The sequence below is a fragment of the Amaricoccus sp. genome (assembly GCF_036846665.1).
Taxonomy (GTDB): domain Bacteria; phylum Pseudomonadota; class Alphaproteobacteria; order Rhodobacterales; family Rhodobacteraceae; genus Amaricoccus.
This window is the reverse complement of sequence record NZ_DAIUBO010000044.1, coordinates 1-20,944: the sequence shown is the minus strand read 5'-3', so window position 1 is coordinate 20,944 and position 20,944 is coordinate 1. Positions and strand designations below refer to the sequence as shown.

The following is a 20,944-nucleotide window of genomic DNA, read 5'->3' as shown; positions in this document are numbered from 1 at the left end:
GCGGGGGCGCGGGGCCTCAGTTTGGGGGGTGTCTTCCCTTACCCGCCGATCGGCGGTGCCGCGCGGGTGGAGGCGTTCTTCTCCGAGACGGTCGCGCTGCTCGCGGCGGAGGGGATCGACTGCCCCGTGCGCTCAAACGGCGGGAGCCCGGATTTCTTCTCCGCCCATCTCGTGCCCTCGGCGACCGAGTTCCGGGCGGGAACCTATGTCTACAACGACCGCTCGATGGTGCGCGCCGGCCATTGCACGCCCGCGGACCTCGCGATGCACGTCCTTGCCACCGTCGTCTCGCGGCCGACCGCGACGCGCGCGGTGATCGACGCGGGCTCGAAGGCGCTGACCTCCGACCTGCTCGGCTTTCCCGACCATGGCGAGATCGAGGGCCTGCCCGGCGCGCGGATCGTCGGCCTGTCGGAGGAGCACGGCGTGGTGGACCTCTCCGGCTGCGAGGGCAGGCTGCCGGAGGTGGGCGAGATGGTGAGGATCGTGCCGAACCACACCTGTGTGGTGACGAACCTGTTCGACCGCATGGTGTTCCACCGCGGCGGGGTGGTGACGCGCGTGGAGGAGGTGGCCGCGCGCGGCACCGTCTGGTAGCGCGGCGGTGATCGTCTGCTTCGACATCGGCGGCACCACGATGAAGGGCGGCTACGCCCGTGCCGTCGGGGACATCGACGTGCTGGAGCGCGTGCCGACCCCGGGGCGCGACTTCGACGCCTTCGTGGGCGTGCTGGCCCGCGCAATCGCCGATTGTCCGGCGCCGCCGCGCGCGCTGGCGGCGGCGATTCCCGGCATCATCGAGCCGGGCAGCGGTCTCGGCGTGGTGGCGAACGTCCCCTGCATCAGCGGGATTCCGGTGCGCGAAAGGCTGGAGGCGGCTCTGGGCCTGCCCGTCGCCCTCGCGAACGACGCCGATTGCTTCGCGCTGGCCGAGATGGCGGTGGGGGCCGGGCGGGGTCATCGCGTGGTCCTGGGCATCATCCTCGGGACCGGGGTCGGCGGCGGCCTCGTCATCGACGGTCGACTGATCAACGCCGAGGGCGGCTTCGCCGGCGAATGGGGACACGGCCCGGTGGCGGCGCGGCTCGCCGGAACGCCGCCGGTGGAGATCCCGCGCTTTCGCTGCGGCTGCGGCCTCTCGGGCTGCCTCGACGCCACCGTTTCCGCGCGCGGGATGGAGGCGCTCTATCGGCACCTGCACGGCAAGGAGGCCACGAGCCTCGCCATCGTCGCAGGCTGGGAGGCCGGCGAGCCCGAGCCGGCGCGCACCGTCGCGATCTGGCTCGAGATCGCCGCCGCGCCGCTGGCGATGCTGGTCAATACCACCGCGGCCGACATCATTCCGGTCGGCGGCGGCCTCGGTGGCAGCGCGACCCTCGTCGCGGCGCTGGATGCCGCGGTGCGGCCGCTGACTTTGCGCCGGTTCGACCGGCCGCTCGTCCTGCGCGCAGAATGCCGGGTGGAGCCGGGGCTGGTGGGCGCCGCCTGGCTCGGCTTCGCATCGCTGTGATGGCGGAGCTTTCGCCCTCTGTGGAGACAAAGGTGATGACCGATTCCATGAGAGACGATGCGACGAGGAAACGGGTTGACGGATCGCTGCCTCCCCGGCCAACAATACCGCGCACAGGCGCTACGCGGGGGCGGTGCTCATGAGGGTCGCCATCATAGGACTGGGTTTCCGGCTGGGCTATCTCGGCTATGTGTTCAATGCCATCGATCCCGAATTCGAGATCGTGGGCTACATGGACCCCGCTCCGGCCGGCCTGGCCGAGCTGACGAAGAACGGGATCTCGCCCGGCCGGCAATACGCCACACCCGAGGAACTGATCGCGGGCGAGCGCTTCGACCTGCTGATGGTCGGTTCGCCCAACCACATGCACCTGGAGCACATCCGCATCGGGCTGGAAGCCGGGCTCAAGGTCTTCTCCGAGAAGCCGATCGTCGCGTCCATCGAGCAGAGCTACGCGCTGGCGCGGCTGCTCGCTTTGCACGGGCACGAGCGGCTGCTGGTGGGGCTGGTGCTGCGCTATGCGCCGATGTACCGCGACCTCAAGGCGGCACAGGCGGAGGGACGGCTGGGCAAGATCGTCTCGGTCGAGGCGGCCGAGCATATCTTCCCCTATCACGGTGCCTTCTTCATGCGCGACTGGCGGCGCTACGAGAAATGGTCGGGCAGCTTCATGCTCGAGAAATGCTGCCACGATCTCGACCTCTACAATTCGGTGATCGGGGCGCGGCCGGAGCGGGTGGCGAGCTTCGGCGGGCGCAAGACCTTCATCCCCGAGAACGACCCGCGGCGCGAGGGGGTGAACGACATGGAACTGTTTCACCGCAAGCCGTCGGGATGGAACGGCTCGGACCGGGTCTTCGACACCGACGGGGACATCATCGACTACCAGGTCGCGATCATAGAATATGCCAACGGGGTGGGAATGAACTTCCACACCAACCTGAACGTGCCCGATCAGTTCCGCCGCTTCGCCATCTTCGGCACGCGCGGACAGGCGGAGGGCGACTTCATCCGGGGAGTGTTCGACGTGCATGACGTGCTGACCGAGTCGCGGGTGATCCACAAGGAATACGCGGCGACCGAGCTCTCGCAGCATTACGGCGCCGACGAGAAGCTGGCCGAGGAAGTGGTGGCGCATGTGATGCGCGGCGGGCCATTGCCGGTCTCGCCGCTCGACGCGCTGGAGGCGGGCATCCTCGCGCTCGGCCTGGACGAGGCGCGCAGGTCGCGGCAGGTGGTCGACCTCCGGCCCATCTGGGACCGGTTCGACAGCGCGCTTTCGGCGAGGGCCGCGTGATGCGGGCCGAGCGCACCACCCTCATCGCCTGGGCCTTCCTCGCCCCCGCCCTCCTCTACGTGCTGGCCATCGTCGCCTGGCCGCTGGTGCAGACGGTGATCCTCTCCTTCACCGACGCCTCTCTCAGGAAGACGACGAACTGGGTCGGCTCGGCGAACTACGAGAAGATCTTCAACGCGACCTTCGCCACCGTCATCGTGCGGACCTTCATCTGGACCTTCTTCTCGGTGGCGCTGAAGATGATCATCGGGACGTGCGGGGCGGTGCTGCTCAACGCCGCGGTGCCGGGGCGGCACCTCTTCCGCATCCTGATCATGCCGCCCTGGATCGTGCCGATGGCCATCGGCATCTTCATGTGGGGCTGGATGTACAACGGCCAGTTCGGGATGATCTCGGGCCTCCTGCAGCGCTTCGGGATCGTGGACGGCCCGGTGGCCTGGCTCGCCTATGGCAACACCGCCTTCTGGGCGACGATCGTCACCGATGTCTGGATCGGCGTTCCACTGGTGACGATCTACTTCCTCGCCGCGATCCAGGCGATCCCCAAGGACCTCTACGAGGCCGCCTGGACCGATGGCGCGGGGCGCTGGTACCGGTTCCGGCGCATCACCCTGCCGATGATGGTCCCGGCGATCATCACCATGTCGATGCTGTCGCTGATCGCCACGTTCAACAGCTTCGACATCATCTGGATCCTGACCCAGGGCGGGCCCAACGGGGCGACCACCACCATGATCATCGACACCTACCACACCGCCATCGGCTCGCGGAAATACGGCGAAGGGGCGGCCAGGGCGGTGGTGATCTGCATTTTCCTCAGCCTCTTCTCGCTCGCCTATTTCCGGGTGACCCGGAGGCTCCAGCCGGAGGCGGCAAAATGAGCACGACCGACAACGCAACCGACGGCCCGCCCCCTGGCGTCACCGCCGCGGCCGAGGAGGCCCCCAGGCCGGCCGCCAAGGTCAGCCGGGCCGACGCCACGGCGCTCATCGACCGCTATGCCTGGCACGAGCTCGTGGCGATCTATGCGGGGGTGTTCGTCTTCCTGTTCTTCCTGCTCTCACCCTTCATCGAGGGCTTCCTCGTCTCGCTCAAGCCGCTGTCGCAGCTCTTCTCCTCGCCCTATCGCTTCTTCCCGGAAAACGCCTCCTTCGCCGCCTATGTCTCGATGTGGGAGAGCGTGCCGGGCTTCGCGCGCTTCATCTTCAACAGCATCTTCATCTCCTCGGTCGCGACGATCATCGTCCTGCTGGTGGTGGTGCCGGCGGCCTATGCCTTCGCCCGCTTCGACTTCAAGGGCGCAGGCCTGGTGCTCGGCGGCTTTCTTGCCGTCAACATGTTCTCGGGCGCCGTTCTCATCATCCCGCTCTTCCGGCTGATGCGCAGCCTCGGGATCCTGAACACCTACGCCGCGATGATCGTGCCGGGCGTGGCCTTCCTCATCCCCTCGGCGATCTGGCTCCTGCGCACCTACATGATCCGCATCCCGAAGGAGCTTCACGAGGCCGCCTACATGGACGGCGCGGGCTATCTCTACACACTGAGGCGGGTGATCCTGCCCATCGCCATGCCGGGAATCATCGTGGTCGCCATCACCACCTTCATCGGCGCCTACGCCCAGCAGTTCATCTTCGCGCTGACCTTCAACTCCAAGACCGAGTTCATGCCGCTGCCGGTCGGGCTCTTCGCCTTCTTCGGCAGGCAGGAGGTGGTCTGGAACGAGCTGATGGCCGCGTCCTTCGTGGGCATCGCACCGGCCCTGATCGTGATCTTCTTCCTGCAGCGCTACCTTGTCGGCGGGCTGACCGCCGGTGCCGTGAAACAATGACGATCCAACAGAGAGGGAGACGAAATTGACCCAACCCATCAGAAGCCTCGTGGGCGCCGCGGCACTGCTCGCCAGCACCACCCTGCCGGGCCTCGCTCAGGACCAGGTGATCTCCTGGATCTACTGTGGCGACACGCTCGACCCGGTGCACATCAAGTACATCGCCGAGTGGGAGGCCGCCAACGAGGGCTGGAAGGTGGAGCCCGAGCTCGTCGGCTGGGCACAGTGTCAGGACAAGGCGACGACGCTCGCCGCCGCAGGCAGCCCGCCCGCGCTCGCCTATGTCGGCTCGCGCACACTGAAGGAATTCTCGGCCAACGGGCTCGTCGTCGAGATCCCGATGACCGACGAGGAGAAGGCCGCCTACTATCCCGGCATCGTCGAGACGGTGACCTCCGACGGCACCCAGTGGGGCGTGCCGATCGCCTTCTCGACCAAGGCGCTCTACTGGAACAAGGACCTCTTCGAGCAGGCCGGCCTCGATCCCGACGTGCCGCCGAAGACTTGGGCCGAAGAGCTCGAGATGGCCAAGATCATCACGGAGAAGACCGGCATCCCCGGCTTCGGGCTCTCGGCCAAGACCTTCGACAACACCATGCACCAGTTCCTGCACTGGGTTTACACCAACAACGGCCAGATCATCGATGCCGACGGCAACATCGTGATGAACAGCCCTGAGGTGCTGGCGGCGCTCGAGGGCTACAAGTCGATGGTGCCGGTGTCAGAAGAGGGCCCGACCGCCTACGAGCAGAACGAGGTCCGCGCCATCTGGCTCGACGGCAAGGTGGCGATGATCCAGGCCGCGGTGGGCGCCGCCTTCCGCGCCGACGAGGCGGGGATGAACTACGGCGTCGCGCCGCTGCCGCTCGGCCCCTCGGCCCAGGGTCCGGGGACGCTGCTCATCACCGACAGCCTCGCGGTCTTCGCCGATTCCGGAGTCGAGGACAAGGCGATCGAGTTCGCCAAGTACATCACCTCGCCGGAGGTCCAGGAGCAGTACGAGAATTCCGGTCTCGCCGGGCTCACGCCGCTCAGGCCGTCGGCGGCGGTCGACAAGATGGTGGCCGAGAAGCCCTACTGGCAGCCGTTCATCGACGGCATCGAATTCGGCGGGCCGGAGCCGCTCTTCACCGACTACAAGGGCTTCCAGAACGCCATGATCGCCATGGTGCAGTCGGTCGTCACCGGCGACGCCGAGCCCCAGGCCGCGCTCGACAAGGCCTCGGCGGAGATCGAGGAATACAAGTAGCACCCCGCTCTTTCCCGCGGCGCCGCCGGTGCCGCGGGTTCCCACCGACAGACACGAAGGAGTGCCCCCGTGGGTGAACTTGCCCTGCGCGACATCGTCAAGAGCTTCGGCCACATCGAGGTGGTGAAGCGGGTGTCGCTCGACGTGAGCGAGGGCGAGTTCGTCGTCTTCGTCGGCCCCTCCGGCTGCGGAAAGTCGACGCTCCTGCGCATGATCGCGGGCCTCGAGCACACGACCTCCGGCGACATCAAGATCGACGGCGCGCGCGTGAACGACCTGCCGCCGGTGAAGCGCGGCATCGCCATGGTTTTCCAGAGCTACGCGCTCTATCCGCATATGAGCGTCTACGAGAACATCGCCTTCCCGCTCCGGGTGGAGAAGGCGAACGAGGACACCATCCGCAACAAGGTGGAGCATGCCGCGCGCATCCTGCACCTGGACCAGCGCCTGCAGCAGAAGCCGGGCATGCTCTCGGGCGGGCAGCGGCAGCGTGTCGCCATCGGCCGGGCTATCGTGCGCGAGCCGAAGATCTTCCTCTTCGACGAGCCGCTCTCCAACCTCGACGCGGCGCTGCGGGCAGACATGCGCATCGAGCTCACGCGCCTGCACAAGCAGCTCGGCGCCACGATGATCTACGTCACCCACGACCAGGTCGAGGCGATGACCATGGCCGACCGGATCGTGGTCCTGAACGCCGGCCACATCGCCCAGGTCGGCACGCCGATGGAGCTCTACCACGAGCCGCAGAACGTCTTCGTGGCGCAGTTCATCGGCAACCCGAAGATGAACCTCCTGCCCGTGACCTGCGTCGGCACCGGGCCGGAGGGGGTGACGGTCGAGATGGAGGGCCAGCGTGCGGTGGTCCCGGTGGAGCCCGGCGCGGCGAAGCCTGGCCAGAAGCTGCGCCTAGGGATCCGCCCCGAGCATGTCCGGGTCGGCGAGGGCGATCTGGGGCTCACGATCACCCCGGTGGTGGTCGAGCGGCTGGGCCAGCAGACGATCGGCTATGCGCAGCGCGACGGGGCCTCGACCACCTTCTGCCTCCTGCTGCCGGGCGAGACGCCGGTCGTCGCCGACCAGCCGCTGCAGATCGGGATGCGGGCGGGGGATTGCCATCTCTTCGACGCGGAGGACCAGGCCTTCCGCCGGCGGGTCGACCTTTCCGCCTTCGCCGCCTGACGGGAAATCCGCCCGATCGACCCGGCCCGCCGCCGCCGACCCTGCCCCGAATCTGGCGTTTCACGATGAAACGCCACTTAGTCGTTTGTTATTGCACGGTTTTTCAGAACATGGATTGAGCGGACGCTTCGAACCGGCGCGAGGCGGTCGCCACGTCATGGCCGGTTCGGGTCGGCTGAGTCCGATCGATCCAGCAAAATCCCACAGGACCAAGGCGGGCCTTCCGCCTGACCGGAGACGCGCGCCGCGGGGCGAGAGGTGCCGCCTTCGCGCCGGTAGAGGATCGGGCTGGGGACACTCGGCCCGGCGGGGTGGGCGTCGACGGCATGGACCGCTGCCATGATGCGGTCACCGGTGAACGGCGCGGGCCTTCATGTCCCGCCCCGCACCGCGACGGGCGCGCCGCTCGCGGCCGCCTGCTTCACCGCCTCGATCACCTCGAGGGCGGCCAGCCCGTCCCGCCCCGAGACCAGCGGTGCGCAGTCGCCCCGGATCACGGCGGCGAAATGCCCGGCCTGCGCCACCAGCGGATCGGTGAAGTCGAAGGGAAAATGCGTGGCCGAGATCGGCTCCCACCACGACCGGGGGCCGGGATTGCACCAGAGGGCGAGATGGGGCAGCGCGAGCGCCCCCTCGGTGCCGCCGATCCAGTAGCAATCCTCCGGGGTCGCCGGATAGGCGGGGTTCTCGCGCGCGGTCAGCTCCCAGCTCCAGGGGGCCACCGTGCTGTCGCAGACATTGACGGTTCCGAGCGCGCCGCAGGCGAAGCGCAGCAGGACGACCGCCGTCTCCTCGACCTCGTTGCCCCGGATCGCGTTCGATTCCATCGCCTGCACCATGCTCACCGGTCCGACCAGGTGCTGCAGCAGGTCGATGTCATGGATCAGGTTCAGATAGACCGGCCCTGCCCCGCTGCGGCGGCGCCAGGCCGTCTCGAAATAATCGTCGGGCTTCATGAACCAGGTCGTTCCGTGAACGCTGGCGATCCGGCCGAGCCGCCCCTCGTCGATCAGCGACTTCGCCCGGGCGATCAGCGGATTGTGGCGCCGGTGATGGCCGACCGCGACCACGACCCCGGCCGCCTCGCCGGCCTCGACGATGCGGCGCCCGGCCGCGGCATCCGTGGCGATGGGCTTCTCGACCAGCACCGGCAGCCCGGCGGCGATGCAGGCGAGCGCGCCGCCTTCGTGCATCGCGTTGGGCGTGGCGAGGATGACCCCGTCGACGCCACCGGCAGCGAGCATCGCCTCCAGCGAGGGGTGGTGCGGCACGCCGTGGTCCCGGGCCACGGTGGTCCCGGCCTCCGCGGGGTCGACGATGCCGGCGAGCGCGGCGCCCGGGGCCGTGGCGACGGCCGCCGCATGCCGTCGCCCGATCAGCCCGGCGCCGACGACGGCGAGGCGGACGGCCGTGGCCATCTCAGCCGGCGCCGCCGGCCAGCTGGCAGATGCGGCGCACGCCGGCGACATAGCCTGCAAGACCGAGGCCGGCGATCACGCCATCGGCGCGGAGCGAGACATAGGAGTGGTGGCGGAACGCCTCCCGCTTGTGCACCTGGCTGATATGGACCTCGATCACCGGCGGCTCGTAGGCGTTGAGCGCGTCCAGGATCGCGACCGAGGTATGGGTGAAGGCGCCCGGATTGATGACGATGCCGCAGCTCGTCTCGCGGGCCTCGTGGATCCAGTCGATGATCTGGCCCTCGTGGTTGGATTGCAGCAGGCGGATCCCGAAGCCCGCGTCGCAGGCCCCGGCGCAAAGCCGCTCGACATCCGCCAGCGTCTCGGATCCGTAGATCTCGGGCTGGCGCTTGCCGAGCAGGTTCAGGTTCGGGCCGTTGAGCACATAGATGGTCTTCATGCTGTCGATCTCTCCAGATGGGCCGCAGCCACCGCGCCCGCGGCGCGGATGACGGGGCGAGCGCGCCGCGGCATGTCGGTCGGCCCCCATTCCGGTGCCGTCATCTCGGTCCTCGCTCCGAACGCGGTCATGGCTAGCCTTGGGATCTACAGGCGGAAAGGCGGTCTTGGGCAGCAAAACCGGTCCCCCGCGCATATCGCCGCTCGCCTGTGATGTCACGGCGACACCGCAAGGCCGAGCGGGACGGCAGGCGGCAACGGTCACGATCGGACTTCCGCCGCCGCGGCCGCCGCGCTACCAAGGATCGTCCCTCCCAAGCTGCGAGGCCTGGCCATGATCACCGGCAAGACGAAGCTGATCGCCCATCTCGGCCATCCGACCGAATCCTTTCGGGCGCCGATGATCTTCAACCCCTATTTCGAGAAGCACGGCATCGATGCGGTGGTCGTGCCCATGGGCTGCACCTCCGATGCCTATCCGGATTTCCTGAAGCTGCTCTTCCGCCTGTCGAACATCCTCGGGGCGCTGGTCACCATGCCGCACAAGGTCACGACGGTCGGGCTGCTCGACGAGGTCGGGACCACGGCGCAAGTGGCCGGGTCATGCAATGCAGTCCGGCGGGACCCCGATGGCAGGCTCGTCGGCGATATGTTCGATGGCGAGGGCTTCGTGCGGGGCGCGCTGCGCAAGGGGCAGAGCCTTGCCGGGGCGAAGGCGCTGGTCGTAGGCTCGGGCGGCGTCGGCTCGGCCATCGCGGCATCGCTGGCCAGGGCCGAGGTGGCGGAGCTCGCCGTCTACGACAGCCACGGCCCGATGATGGAGGGTCTCGCGGAGCGCCTGCGGCGGCATTATCCGGGCCTCGCGGTCAGCACGGGGTCGAAGGACCCGGCCGGTTTCGACATGGTCGTCAACGCCACGCCGCTCGGCATGAACGAGGGCGATCCGCTGCCGGTGGAGGTGGAGCGCATCGACCCCTCGGCCTTCGTGGGCGAGGTAGTGATGAAGCAGGAGATCACCCCCTTCCTCGCCGCCGCGCGCGCCCGGGGCTGCGCGTTCCAGGTCGGCACGGACATGCTCTTCGAGCAGATCCCGGCCTATCTGGAGTTTTTCGGCCTCCGCTCGGCCACGCCGGACGAGCTGCGCGCGGTGGCGAAGATCGCCTATTGAGACGGGGTGCCAGCCCGCATCGATCGGCCGGCGCTCGGCTGCTCGCGCCGCGGAGCGCACATTGCCCCGAATCAACTTTGGGTTCATGGTGGCGGCATCAGGAGCGCGTCCATAGTCGAATTTGCGTGAAGTCTGCCGAATGCCGGGGGGTAGACTCGATGATTCATATCTCCCTCTTCGGGCGCGTCGACGTTTCCGCCGCGAATGGCCGGAGCGCCGATCTCCAGACCCGCCGGGGCGCGGAGCTCTTCGCCTTTCTCGTGCTCGAGGACGGACGCAGCTTCGATCGCGGGCGCCTCGCCGAGCAGTTCTGGAGCCATCTGCCGGCATTGCGCGCCCGCAGCGCGCTCAACACCGAGATCTGGCGGCTCACCCGGGCGCTGAAGGCCGTGGGCATGGACACCCAGCGCGCCTTTCCGCGCAGCCATGCGCGCATCGGCTATGTCGGCCAGCCCGACCACGCGGTCGACGTCGGCGCGCTGAGCGCGGCGATGGCGGTCGTGGCCGCCGTCGATCCGGCGCAGGCCGAACCGGCCGCGATCGCCAAGGTCGAGGCGGGCGTCGCCGCCTATCGCGGCGACCTGCTTGAGGCGGTCTATTCCGACTGGTGCCTGCTCTGGCGCGAGAACCTGCGCGCCCAGCACATCGAGGCGCTGGAGTTCCTGATGGCCGCCGCCATGGCGCGGCAGGACTGGGGCGCGGGCCTGCGCCACGGCCGCGCGCTTCTCGCGCTCGACCCGCTGATGGAGCATGTGCATCGCGCGGTGATGCGGTGCCATTTCCACAACGGCAACCGCCCGCTCGCGATGCGGCAATATGCGCTCTGCGAGCAGATCCTGCGCGAGGAGCTCGGCGTCGAGCCGATGGACGAGACCCGGCGCATCCAGGAGACGATCCTCGCCGTGCCGGGGCGGCCGCCGCAGGCCACGGGCAATCTCGGGGCCGCCCCGCGCCGCCGCAGCGACGCCAGCCGCAGCCCGGCGCAGAAGGTCGACATGGCGCTCGCCAACATCAATACCGCGCGGCACTGGCTGGAGGAGACCAGCCTCGATCTGCGCCGCGGCACGCCCGGCTGATCCCGCAATAGTCCGAACGGCGCGCGTCGCCGCCCCGCCGGCGGCGGCCCCGATCACATGACCACCCCGCCCTGCAGCCCCCGAGCCCGGCCGTTCGGGCAAGCGGTTGTTTTTGCGACGTGATCCTTGTGATGGCCCTGTGACCGGGCGGTGACCTCCCCGTGAGGGGCCGGGGCGAAGATGCGGGTCCTGACATCAGCCTGGCAGCGAATCGCCCCCCGTGTCCCGAGGACGTCCAGCAAAGACACACCGCTTCGTGGTCGTTTACCGCACGGAGGTGCGCGAGATCGAAGGCGCGGCCGAAGTGCGGCGCGGCTGGGTCGAGCGGGTGCCCGATCCGCGCGCGCTCGATGCCGGCGATGCGGAGCGCGAGCGGCTGGGATTTCAGGCGCTCGACGAACTGCCCGACCTGATCGCCCGGATGATCGACAAGGCCGAGGCACCTGCCCGAGCCGCTCCCGACCGGAGGCCCTCCGCATGATCCCGCTGCCACAGCGCTCGTTCACCGCCCAGCAGCCCCCCTTCCGGCACGGCATGGCCGCCGGTTTTGCCGCCGCCCCGACGCGACAGGTGACGGTCTCGCCCTCGCGCGCCGAGGTGCGCCGGGCCGACCCCTCGCTCTCCTTCCAGGTGGTGGCGCCGGGCGCCCGGAGCTTCGATGTGATCGTCGCGACCGACCCGACGCTCTTCGACCCGGCCAATGCCCACCGGCGCACCCCGAAGAACTTCCGGTCGTCGCGGCAGGATTTCCAGGGCATGCCCATCGAGATCGAGACCGGCTTCTACCTGCTGCCGCGGGCGTTCCTGCGCGACATGGTATCGGTCGAGCCGCGGCCGACGCGGCTCTATTACGTCGCCGTGGCCTATGACGATGCCGAGGCGCGACAAGGCCGCTACTCGGTTCCGCCGGAGGCGATGGCGACCAGCGCGCCGCATGTGGCGGTCGCGGCCGACCTCGTGTCGGCGAATCTCTCCAAGGTGCTGGGCGTCGCGGTCGAGCGGCTCGGCGCGGTCAATGCCGCCGGGCGGGTGATGGCGTCGGAGCCGCACCCGCGCGCCCTGCCGGACGTCATCGGCGGGTTGCCGGTCTTCCGGCGGGCGGCGCCGGCGCCGGCCCCGTGGTGGAACGGGCGGAACGGCGGCACTGCGGCACCCGGGGGAAACGGCGCTGGCGCGGCGAACGGATCGACCGCGCCGGCGGCGAACGGCCTCGCCCCGGCGCCCGCCGGCAATGGCCGGCGGGGGTCGAACGGTTCGGCATCCGGAAATGGCGCGAGCGCCGCGCCCAACCGCAACGATGCGAGGATCGCCGATGGCGGCAATGATGCGCGCGGCGGCAACGGCGGCAACGGCGAGGGTCGCCGACCCGATGCGCCGCCACCCCAGATCGATGCCGCGGCACCACAGCCGGCGGGCGGGTTCGTCGACGAGGATTATGCCTATGGCGGCGGCACCGGGGAGCGGGAATCGCGGTTCCGCGATCTTGACAGCGATTCACGCCCCTCCCCCTTCGCCTATGACGATGGCTACGGGGCGCCGGCGGCATCCTTTGCCGAGGAGGCCGGAGAGCCGATCCCGCCGCTCGATGCGCTGCCCGAGCCTGCGGCCGGCGAGCCCGCGGCCCCGACCGCGCCCGTCCCCGCCGCGCCTGCTGTCGCCGTCACCGGGGCCGCGGCCGAGGATCTGCTGCTCCAGGCGGTGATCGCCGAGGGCGCCGGGAACCGCTACGATGCGCTCAGCCTCGACGGCGGCTTCCGCGGGCGCTTCGGGGCGTCCGACCCCTATTACCAGCGCGCCCATGACGGTCTGCGCTACGGGCCGCACCAGGCGGTGCAGGACAGCGGCGAGCTGGGCGAGCTGCTGGCGCTGATGCAGGAGACCGACGGCGCGGCCTTCGCGCAGATCTTCGGATCCGATGCCGGCGAGCTGGTCGCGGTGGCGACCGCCGAGGGGCCTTCCGGCCTCGACAGCCCCGGCGGACGCGGCCCGCGGGTGCAGCCGGTCGCGGGGCGGGACCTCTGGGAGGAGCCCTGGCTCGAGAGGTTCCGCAATGCCGCGCGGCACGCGCCGTTCCAGGCGGCGATGCGGGCGCAGATCCTCGCCCGCCGGCTCGATCCGCTCCGCCCGGTGGCGCAGGCGCTCGGGATCGAGAACGACCGCGGCCTCGCGATGCTGCTCTGCCTCGGCATCCAGCGCGGGGTGGAGGGCGCGATGGCGCATGCGGGCGGGGCGGTCAATCCCTTCGACACGCCCGCGCGCCTCGGCGCGGCGCTCGACGCGCTCGCCTTCACCGACCTCGGCGCCTTCCGCGCCGCGAAGGGCCTGCCGCCGGGCGACATCCTCGACGGGCCGACGCATTTCGCGCTGATCGGCGCCCTGCGCGCCCTCGGGCCGGACAGCCCGGTGCAGGTGCCCGACGCGGAGGGCGTGCTGGACGCGCTGGTGACCGCGGCGGGTCCCGGCCCGCTCGGCGACGCGCTGCTGCGCCTGCGGGTCTCGCCCGCCTTCGGCGACCTCGCTGCGGGAGGCTGATCCGAGATGGCCCGCAACGGCGCCCCCGAGCTTCACCCCGACCAGATCGCCGCCGCGCTGAACCGGAGCGCCGCCTTCCGGTCCCTGCCCCGCGACCAGCAGGACGAGCTGGCCGATTCCATGAGCCGGGTGCTCGGCTTCCTCGGCTCCGCCCCGGCCCGGCCGCTGGCGCCCGATCTCAACGCGCTGCGCGGCGGCGGCTCGACCGGCGGCGCCATGCCGCCCGGCGGGCCGATGCCGGCTCCGGGCGGCACACCGGGCATGCCGGCGCCCGGTGCCGCGCCGGGCGCGCCCGCGGGCGGCGGCCAGAACGCCTTCCAGCGTGCCGCCGGCGCAACCCGCGAGATGCTGGGCGCGATCGCCTTTCCCGATTTCACCGCCTCGCTGATCCAGGGCACCTTCCAGGCGATCGTCGACAGCTCCATCCAGCAGATGGAGGCCTATTCCCGGCTGCTCGCCGAGACCGCCAAGACCGTCGACCAGTTCATGGAAGACAACATCACCGACGACATGGCGCGGGATCACCTGACCTCGACCTATGGCGACGTCTTCCAGAAGGATCTCTCCTCGGGCGCCCCGAAGATGACGGTCGCGACCGACGCGGTGGGCGCGGGCGAGCTGCCGAGCTTCCTCAAGAACCTCGGCTTCGACAGCCCGATGGACCTCGACCCGCAGGCGGTCGAGGAGGTGGTGATCCCCGAGACGCGGCGGACCCTGGCCGAGATGCGCCACCAGTCGCTGGCCACGATGGTGATGATGGGCATCAACCGGATCGTGGTCTCGGACGGCGAGATCAACGCCAAGCTCGTCTTCCACATCGACGCGACCGAGAGCATGACGCTCACCTTCAACGACTACAAGCCGACCAACTGGACGCTGGCGGGCAAGCTCGGCGGCAATGCCTTCGGGGCGAGCGGGCTCGTGGTCAATACCATGAACCTCAACGCCCAGTCGGACGTGAACATGAACGCCGAGCTCACCGGCGAGGTGCGGGTGCGGTTCCGCTCGGATTACTTCCCGCTGGAGCGCTTCGCCGACAGCCAGGCGATCCAGCTCATCAACAGCCACGCCAAGGTGGCCCAGCCGCTTCCCGAGGCCGCGGCGCCGGCGGCCGGCAGCCCGGGTGTCGCCGGTGCGGTCCCGCCACCGCCCCCGCCGCCGATGGAGCCGATGCCGCCGATGCCGCCCTCCGGGACGCAGCAGGGGCTGCCGGCAGGGAGGCGGAGATGAAGCGCAGGACCCTCGCCGACACGCTGACCGAGCTCGCCTTAGGCGCCGCGCCCGAGCATCCGCATGTCTTCGTCGAGGAGGCCGAGATCCACCTGCCGCTCCTGGTGCTGATGGAGGCCGGGCCGGAGGGTCCGTGCTTCTACGCGCAGCCGCCCTGGAGCGCGTATCACGCCGGCGTCGAGCCGGTCGCCCATCGCGCGCGGCTCCGCTTCGGCCAGCTGCCGGCCGAGGCCGCGCCATCCCATCGTCCGGCGGCGCATGCCACCCCCGCTCACCCGGCGTCCGCGGGCGCCGTCCCTGCAACCCGAGCCGTGCCGGATCCCGCGGGGTGACGTGATGCCCCCCGGCGGCGGCTATCCGATAGAGGACTTTCTCGAGGCCATTACGGCCCAGCTCGACCAGACCCAGGACGCGCTCCGGCTCAAGGCCGTCAACCGGCCGCTGACCTTCGCGCTCAAGGATTTCAACGTGGATCTCAAGGTCTTCGTCGAGATGGACGCCCAGGGACGGGTGAATTTCCGGCCCGCCGGCCCGAACGAGGATGGAGCGAGCACGGTGTCGATCGGCTTCACCACCATCACGCGACCGATGATCGAGGAGAATACCATCTCGATGGAGATGGCGCAGACCCCGTCGCTCGACGAGCTCGGATTGAAGCGCGACGAGCAGCGCCAGCTGGCCAAGATCGGCGTGCGCAATGCCGCCCAGCTCAAGAACCTCCAGCGCAGCGCCGGCGAGGACACGCTGTCGCGCCATACCGGCATCGATCTCGGCCGCATCCGCGGCGCGCTCAATCTCGCGCGGCCGAGGCTCGAGGACATCGGCGCGGAGCCGGCCGGGGACGGCATGCCGGGAGCGCTCCCCGACGGGGCGGCCGAGCCGCCCGTGGGACGCGGGCCCGATGTCACGCCCGCACCGGCCCCGTGGCACCGGCCGGAGATCCGCCCCGAGCCCCGGCCCGGCCCGGTCCCTGATCCGCGCCCGGCGCCCGCGCCGGCCGGGGATCCCGGCGCGCATCTTGTGGACCGGCTGCGCCAGAAGCTCCAGCCGCGTAGCGCGCCCGCACCGGCCCCCGGGCCGTCGCGGCGGCTCGAGATCGACCCCGGCGCGCGCAACATCCGCATCTCCGGGCGGAACCTGATCGAGGAGGGGCGCGGCCCGGCCGCCCGGCTCGACGGTCGCCCGCTGGCGCTGGTCGAGGCCAGCGCGCTGGCCGCCTCCTTCGCGCTGCCGCCCGGCCGGGGCGGCGGGCGGCTGACGATCGAGCTGCCCGACGGCGCGACGGAGAGCTTCGATCTCGTCGAGCGGCCGCCCGGCAGCGGAGCGCCGCGATGATCCGCAGCGGGCATATCCTGATGAAGCTCGGCGAGCAGGTCGAGACCCGGCTGCCGGTGCATCTCGACGTGCTCGACGGCGCGGCGCGGGCCGGGGGCTCGGTGGACGGGCGCGGCCCGGTCGACCGCACCATCCTGTCCCGGACCACCGCCCTGCGCGCCAAGCGGTGCTTCCACGCGCATGAGAGCCTCGCGCGGATCGGCGCGCGCCATGCCCATTACAACGCGACCGAATGCGCGCTCGGGCTCCAGAGGGTGGTGACGCTGCAGCTCGCCGACGCGCGGGAGACGGCCGCCGTCGTCGCCGACCTGCGCGACCTCGGCGAGGTGGAATGGGTGATGGCCGAGCCGCTGGCCTCGATCCCCTTCCGCACCGCGGCCCCCGGGCCGCGCGTCTCGGGCATCCGCGCGGCGGCCGAGCGGGTCGGCGTCGCCGAGGCGCTGGCGCTCGAGCCCGGCTCGCGCGCGGTCGCGGTGGCGGTGATCGATACCGGCGTCACGCTGGAGCATGTGGAATTCGCCGGCAAGCTCCGCTCCGGCTACGACACGGTGGACCTCGGCATCGGCCGGGTGGCCGAGGATGTCGCGCTGGTCGGCGACAGCCTGGGGCGCGACTTCTGCGCCCGCGACGAGACCGGCCACGGCACCCATGTGGCGGGCATCATCGGCGCGCGCGGGCTCTCGATGCAGCCCGGCATCGCCGGGCGCTCGCCGCTCCTGCCGATCCGCGCGCTGGCGGCGGCGCAGGCCGGCGGCGGGCCGGTCTTCGGCGTCGGCGCGCTCTCCGACATCGACGCCGCGATCAAGGTGGCGGTCGACATGGGCGCCAAGGTGCTCAACATGAGCTTCGGCACCGCCCGGTCCGAGACCGACCCCTATGCCCCGCCGCCGCATGCCGACAGCGTGGCCTATGCCTCGGAGGAGGAATGCATCCTCGTGGCGGCCATGGGGAATTCCGGGATCGAGGAGGAATTCTATCCCGCCGCCCTGCCCGGCTGCATCGCCGTCGGCGCCTGCACGCTCTCCGGCGAACGCGCGGAATTCTCCACGACCGGCCGCCACATCGCGCTCTCCGCACCCGGCGAGCATATCTATTCCGCCGCGATCTCCGGCTATGCCGACAGTTCGGGCACCAGCCACGCCGCCCCCTTCGTCGCCGGCGCCGCCGCGCTTCTCGCCGCGCGGGCGGCGAAGCGCGGGCACGGGCTGCGCGTCGAGGAGGCGCGCGAGGCGCTCTGCCTCTCCGCCGAGGGCGGCGATCCCAATCCCGAGACCGGCTGGGGAATGCTCAACATCCCCGCCGCACTGCGCCACCTCGACACGATGGCTTTTTCTGAAACGGAGGCCGGCCGATGACGCCCGACGAAGACGACCCGATCACCGGGCGGGTGCTTGCGCTGCTCGCGGGGTACCTGCGTCCCGATCTGCCGCCGGATCAAGCCGGCGCGCGGCTGGCCGAGGCCCTGCGCGGGATCGGCGGCGAGCTCGACAGCGACGACATCACGCGCCGCGGCGAGAAGCTCGCCGCCGCGCGGGAGAAGGGCTCGGTTTCCCAGGCGCTCGAATCGCTGACCGCGATCGTGGCGCGCGCCTTCCTCGCACGGGCGGTCCGGGCCAGCGCCGACCCGCCGCCACCGGAAACGCTGCGCTGGATTTCGCACAACGTGACCGCCGCCTCGCGGCACGACGCGCGGGTTATGGCCATCTGGCGCGTCGAAAGCGGCCTCGCCGAAGACGCGGACCGGGCCATCCACGACCATGCCCTGAAATCCGCCCTCGCGGGCAGAACCCTCGATTCGGTGCCGGACGCGCCACCGAGCGAGTCCACACCGGGAACGGAGGATACCATGCTCGACCCGATCAAACTGAGAGACGCATTGCTCTCGCGCCTCGCCTTCAACCCTTCCGGCCTGCCGCCGACCCTGCGGACGCAGAAGGGGCAGCAGATCTACCTCGACGCCGTGATCCAGAGCGTGGTGCGCCAGCAGCACTTCGCCAAGGGCGACGAGGACGCTGCGCTGATCTGGTCCGCCTCGGCGGCCGGGCTGATGCTCGCCGACGGGCATTACAATCCCGGCGACCAGCGCTTCTTCGCGCATCTGCAGCGCGCGATCGTCGAGCTCGCCGGCAGCGCCGACGAGAGCGGCCAGGTCGAGATCGACAGCCACGGGGTGCAGATGTTCGCGCCCTCGGACGCCACCCAGCGCATCGGGCTCTTCCAGACGACGCTGCGCATGCTCGGCGACATCACCGGCAAGGGCAAGTCGGTCTTCCTGCAATCCTTCGCACGGGTCGCCCGGCGCATGGCGAACCGCTACGCCGACCACAAGGGCGACGAGACGGTCATGGGCGCGATGGTCGCCTCCGCCTATGCCACCGACGTGGCCGACATGACCGCGGGCGGCAACGGCGGCGGCGGCGGGGTCGCCAACGTGGAGATCCCGCCGCTCAACGACCCGCAGGGCTACAACGACGAGATCGAGCCCGACAACGTCCGCGCCGTCGCGACGATCTATGTGGCCTACCAGCTCGAATTCGGGCTGAAGGCGGCCGCCCGCGTGCTCGACCTCTTCGTCGCCGGGCTCCTGCCGATCTCCGCCTCCGACGGTTCGGCGCGCGAGCTCGACGACCTCTACTGGGATCAGGACGACCTGCTCGACGAGGCCTCGCGGCGGTCGGTCTATTCGCGGGTCCTTGGCGCGCCCGGCGGCGAGATCGCCTTCGACATCCAGCCGAACACCGAGTTCAACACGCTCCTGATGCGCGTCGTCTCGGCGGTTTCCGAATACGAGCGCGAGCAATCCGCGCTGGTGCATTTCGACAATGCCTCGCGCGGGCTGCGCTTCCAGGCGACGAGCGGCGAGTTCGTGCGCAAGGCGGTGCGCGACTTCGCCGCCAATGTCAGCCTGCGCGGCTGGGCGGGAACCGCCTTCACCGCCGAGCGCATGGCCCGGCAGGTGCGTCGGGTGATGAAGGTGCTGAACCTGCCCTCGGTGCGCAACGCGCTCGGCGTGACCACGGGATGGCAGGTCATCGAGCGCATCTCGCAGCGCGAGTTCGGCATAACCGTCAACACGGTGCTGCACCGGACGCTCGCGGTGGAGACGCAGACGATCATGCGCATCATCGCCGACCACCACACGGTCTGGTCGCAGAACGCCGGCCGGCCGCTCTTCCCCGAGCCGGGGCGGACGGGCAGCGACCTCTCGGCCGACGTGACGCGCGAGCTGATGGTGGCCTGCCAGCATTTCCGCGCCGTGACCGGGGTCGGCGACGCCCTGCTCGACGAATATTCCGCGCCGGTCGAGACCCAGCCCATGCCGAGCCTGCCGGACATGTCGGGCTTCGGCGGCATGCCGGCCAATGGCGGCATGCAGGGGATCGACATGGGCGGCGTCGCGCAGCTGCGCGAGATGGTGAGCTCGGGCCAGACGCCGAGCCTCGAGCAGCTCAGGGCGATGTTGCCGGGGTTCTGACCCCGGCGGCAGCCACCAGCCCTACCGCAAGGAGGTTTCGCCATGCCCGCCCATCCCCGCGCCGCCGATGCCGCGAAGCGGCTCCTCAGCAGCGCCGCGCACCGGCTCATGACGGCGGATCCCACGGCCGACCACGTGCTGCGTGGAGCCCTGGAGCGCTCGCTCGACTGGGATATCGACGACCCGTCTCTGCGCCCGGTGGCGCAGCGGAGCTTCGAGCCGAATTTCTCGGAGACCGCCGGCCGCGCGCTGGCGTTCCAGGTCAAGCCGCTCGGTCGCGGCGTGACCGCGGACGACCAGCGCGAGATCACCAATGGTGCCGTGCGCGGCCTGATCGACGAGCATTTCGGAACGGAGCCGCTCCGCTGGTTCGACCGCCGGTCGGAAGGCGCGCGCGGAAGCTATGCCCGCTCAGCGGGATACGGCGCCCGCTACGCGCTCGGGCTCGACCGCGGCGGGCTCACGGAGGTCCAGGCCAGCTACGAATGGGGCCCCGAGGTGCTCGACATGCTGCCGCAGCCGGTGATGGATCTGGCCCAGACCGCCATGTCGCTGGTGCCGGGGCTGCGCCCCTTCGCCACCATCATCCGCACCAGTCGCCTTTCGGGCGGCCAGCAGATCAGTTTCGAGATCGCCCGCGAGACGGCGCTCGACGCCTTGAAGCCCCTGATGGAGGCGCTCGGCATGGGCGAGCGCCACGGCGGCCTCGTGACGCTGCTCGCCTTCGTGCTCGGCGCCCGCTTCACGCTGCCCCCCTCGGTCGCCACGCTGACGCTGCTGAACACCCAGCGCGGGCCGGAGATGCGGCTCGACGTCAATATCGACGCGCTGCCCGACGCGCCCGAACAGCTTCTGCCGCTGCTGCGCCTGCCGATGATCGAGCGGCCGCAGAACCTCGCCGCGCTCGACAGCTGGCTGACCGCGCTGACGCCGGACGGCTATTACGGGCCGGGGTCGGTCACCGTGCTCTCGGTCCGGGTGCGCCCCGACGTGCCGGCGCGGCTGGCGCTCTATCTCCGCCCGCTCGCCCTCGACGGGGCCGCGCTCGAGGCGCCCGCCGCTCGGCTGATGGCCCACGGCGAGGAGCGGTCGCTGTTGCTCGGCGAGGTCGAGGCCCTGCTGGCCTCCGATGCCCTGGTCGTCGATGCCTGCCGCCATGCCGTGGTCGATGGCGAAGCGGATGATCAGCGGGATCGCGACCTGGGT

General features: G+C 70.5%; 17 protein-coding genes and 2 pseudogenes. 17 read left to right on the top strand and 2 right to left on the bottom strand.

The window, feature by feature from the left end:
• From V7050_RS06450 to V7050_RS06420, 7 genes and pseudogenes are all read left to right on the top strand, one after another.
• A pseudogene (locus tag V7050_RS06450) lies at positions 1-597 on the top strand (D-TA family PLP-dependent enzyme); the annotation flags it as partial.
• A gap of 7 nt (positions 598-604) precedes the next feature.
• The gene (locus tag V7050_RS06445) at positions 605-1,510 is read left to right on the top strand and encodes an ROK family protein (protein WP_324368151.1); all 906 of its coding nucleotides are present in this window, start codon (positions 605-607) and stop codon (positions 1,508-1,510) included.
• Between the two features lie 139 nt (positions 1,511-1,649).
• The gene (locus V7050_RS06440; RefSeq protein WP_324368150.1) at positions 1,650-2,807 is read left to right on the top strand and encodes a Gfo/Idh/MocA family protein; all 1,158 of its coding nucleotides are present in this window, start codon (positions 1,650-1,652) and stop codon (positions 2,805-2,807) included.
• Complete coding sequence (locus V7050_RS06435; protein WP_324368153.1) at positions 2,807-3,688, top strand: carbohydrate ABC transporter permease; 882 nt, start codon at positions 2,807-2,809, stop codon at positions 3,686-3,688. The genes V7050_RS06440 and V7050_RS06435 overlap by 1 nt, the downstream gene beginning before the upstream one ends.
• On the top strand, positions 3,685-4,635 hold the full coding sequence (locus V7050_RS06430; RefSeq protein ID WP_324368148.1) for a carbohydrate ABC transporter permease: 951 nt from the start codon (positions 3,685-3,687) through the stop codon (positions 4,633-4,635). The genes V7050_RS06435 and V7050_RS06430 overlap by 4 nt, the downstream gene beginning before the upstream one ends.
• A 25-nt stretch (positions 4,636-4,660) precedes the next feature.
• Positions 4,661-5,884: an ABC transporter substrate-binding protein gene (locus V7050_RS06425; protein ID WP_324368146.1), complete on the top strand. Its 1,224-nt coding sequence runs from the start codon at positions 4,661-4,663 to the stop codon at positions 5,882-5,884.
• Between the two features lie 69 nt (positions 5,885-5,953).
• Complete coding sequence (locus tag V7050_RS06420) at positions 5,954-7,063, top strand: ABC transporter ATP-binding protein (protein ID WP_324368144.1); 1,110 nt, start codon at positions 5,954-5,956, stop codon at positions 7,061-7,063.
• A gap of 371 nt (positions 7,064-7,434) precedes the next feature.
• Here the strand turns inward: V7050_RS06420 and V7050_RS06415 are convergent, their stop codons facing one another.
• Positions 7,435-8,481 carry a Gfo/Idh/MocA family protein gene (locus V7050_RS06415; RefSeq protein ID WP_324368143.1) on the bottom strand — a complete coding sequence of 349 codons (1,047 nt, stop codon included), beginning with the start codon at positions 8,479-8,481 and terminating at the stop codon, positions 7,435-7,437.
• Between the two features lies 1 nt (position 8,482).
• On the bottom strand, positions 8,483-8,923 hold the full coding sequence (gene aroQ, locus V7050_RS06410) for a type II 3-dehydroquinate dehydratase (protein WP_324368141.1): 441 nt from the start codon (positions 8,921-8,923) through the stop codon (positions 8,483-8,485).
• Positions 8,924-9,256: 333 nt separating this feature from the next.
• On the opposite strand from aroQ, the gene V7050_RS06405 reads away from it, so the two are divergent.
• The 10 genes and pseudogenes from V7050_RS06405 to V7050_RS06360 all read left to right on the top strand — a co-directional run.
• Complete coding sequence (locus tag V7050_RS06405) at positions 9,257-10,090, top strand: shikimate dehydrogenase family protein (protein ID WP_324368139.1); 834 nt, start codon at positions 9,257-9,259, stop codon at positions 10,088-10,090.
• A gap of 158 nt (positions 10,091-10,248) precedes the next feature.
• Positions 10,249-11,166: an AfsR/SARP family transcriptional regulator gene (locus tag V7050_RS06400; RefSeq protein WP_324368137.1), complete on the top strand. Its 918-nt coding sequence runs from the start codon at positions 10,249-10,251 to the stop codon at positions 11,164-11,166.
• Positions 11,167-11,422: 256 nt separating this feature from the next.
• Complete coding sequence (locus V7050_RS06395) at positions 11,423-11,647, top strand: hypothetical protein (RefSeq protein ID WP_324368135.1); 225 nt, start codon at positions 11,423-11,425, stop codon at positions 11,645-11,647.
• Positions 11,644-13,698 carry a hypothetical protein gene (locus tag V7050_RS06390; protein ID WP_324373799.1) on the top strand — a complete coding sequence of 685 codons (2,055 nt, stop codon included), beginning with the start codon at positions 11,644-11,646 and terminating at the stop codon, positions 13,696-13,698. The genes V7050_RS06395 and V7050_RS06390 overlap by 4 nt, the downstream gene beginning before the upstream one ends.
• A gap of 6 nt (positions 13,699-13,704) precedes the next feature.
• Entirely contained in the window at positions 13,705-14,928 is a 1,224-nt protein-coding gene (locus V7050_RS06385) for a hypothetical protein (RefSeq protein ID WP_324373797.1), read from the top strand.
• Positions 14,925-15,260, top strand: a complete 336-nt coding sequence (locus tag V7050_RS06380) for a hypothetical protein (protein ID WP_324367591.1) — start codon at positions 14,925-14,927, stop codon at positions 15,258-15,260. The genes V7050_RS06385 and V7050_RS06380 overlap by 4 nt, the downstream gene beginning before the upstream one ends.
• 4 nt (positions 15,261-15,264) lie before the next feature.
• Entirely contained in the window at positions 15,265-16,263 is a 999-nt protein-coding gene (locus tag V7050_RS06375; RefSeq protein ID WP_324367592.1) for a hypothetical protein, read from the top strand.
• The gene (locus V7050_RS06370; protein WP_324367594.1) at positions 16,260-17,618 is read left to right on the top strand and encodes a S8 family serine peptidase; all 1,359 of its coding nucleotides are present in this window, start codon (positions 16,260-16,262) and stop codon (positions 17,616-17,618) included. Before V7050_RS06375 ends, V7050_RS06370 begins: the two co-directional genes overlap by 4 nt.
• Entirely contained in the window at positions 17,615-19,738 is a 2,124-nt protein-coding gene (locus V7050_RS06365) for a hypothetical protein (RefSeq protein ID WP_324373795.1), read from the top strand. Before V7050_RS06370 ends, V7050_RS06365 begins: the two co-directional genes overlap by 4 nt.
• A gap of 42 nt (positions 19,739-19,780) precedes the next feature.
• Positions 19,781-20,944, top strand: a pseudogene (locus tag V7050_RS06360) (hypothetical protein); the annotation flags it as partial.

What these genes read in the sequence shown, in the direction of transcription:
- V7050_RS06440 (WP_324368150.1), top strand. Translation starts at nt 1,650, where the DNA reads ATGAGGGTCGCCATCATAGGACTGGGTTTCCGGCTGGGCTATCTCGGC.
- aroQ (WP_324368141.1), bottom strand. Translation starts at nt 8,923, where the DNA reads ATGAAGACCATCTATGTGCTCAACGGCCCGAACCTGAACCTGCTCGGC.
- V7050_RS06365 (WP_324373795.1), top strand. Translation starts at nt 17,615, where the DNA reads ATGACGCCCGACGAAGACGACCCGATCACCGGGCGGGTGCTTGCGCTG.
- V7050_RS06385 (WP_324373797.1), top strand. Translation starts at nt 13,705, where the DNA reads ATGGCCCGCAACGGCGCCCCCGAGCTTCACCCCGACCAGATCGCCGCC.
- V7050_RS06400 (WP_324368137.1), top strand. Translation starts at nt 10,249, where the DNA reads ATGATTCATATCTCCCTCTTCGGGCGCGTCGACGTTTCCGCCGCGAAT.
- V7050_RS06370 (WP_324367594.1), top strand. Translation starts at nt 16,260, where the DNA reads ATGATCCGCAGCGGGCATATCCTGATGAAGCTCGGCGAGCAGGTCGAG.
- V7050_RS06380 (WP_324367591.1), top strand. Translation starts at nt 14,925, where the DNA reads ATGAAGCGCAGGACCCTCGCCGACACGCTGACCGAGCTCGCCTTAGGC.
- V7050_RS06435 (WP_324368153.1), top strand. Translation starts at nt 2,807, where the DNA reads ATGCGGGCCGAGCGCACCACCCTCATCGCCTGGGCCTTCCTCGCCCCC.
- V7050_RS06415 (WP_324368143.1), bottom strand. Translation starts at nt 8,481, where the DNA reads ATGGCCACGGCCGTCCGCCTCGCCGTCGTCGGCGCCGGGCTGATCGGG.
- V7050_RS06430 (WP_324368148.1), top strand. Translation starts at nt 3,685, where the DNA reads ATGAGCACGACCGACAACGCAACCGACGGCCCGCCCCCTGGCGTCACC.
- V7050_RS06390 (WP_324373799.1), top strand. Translation starts at nt 11,644, where the DNA reads ATGATCCCGCTGCCACAGCGCTCGTTCACCGCCCAGCAGCCCCCCTTC.
- V7050_RS06375 (WP_324367592.1), top strand. Translation starts at nt 15,265, where the DNA reads ATGCCCCCCGGCGGCGGCTATCCGATAGAGGACTTTCTCGAGGCCATT.
- V7050_RS06405 (WP_324368139.1), top strand. Translation starts at nt 9,257, where the DNA reads ATGATCACCGGCAAGACGAAGCTGATCGCCCATCTCGGCCATCCGACC.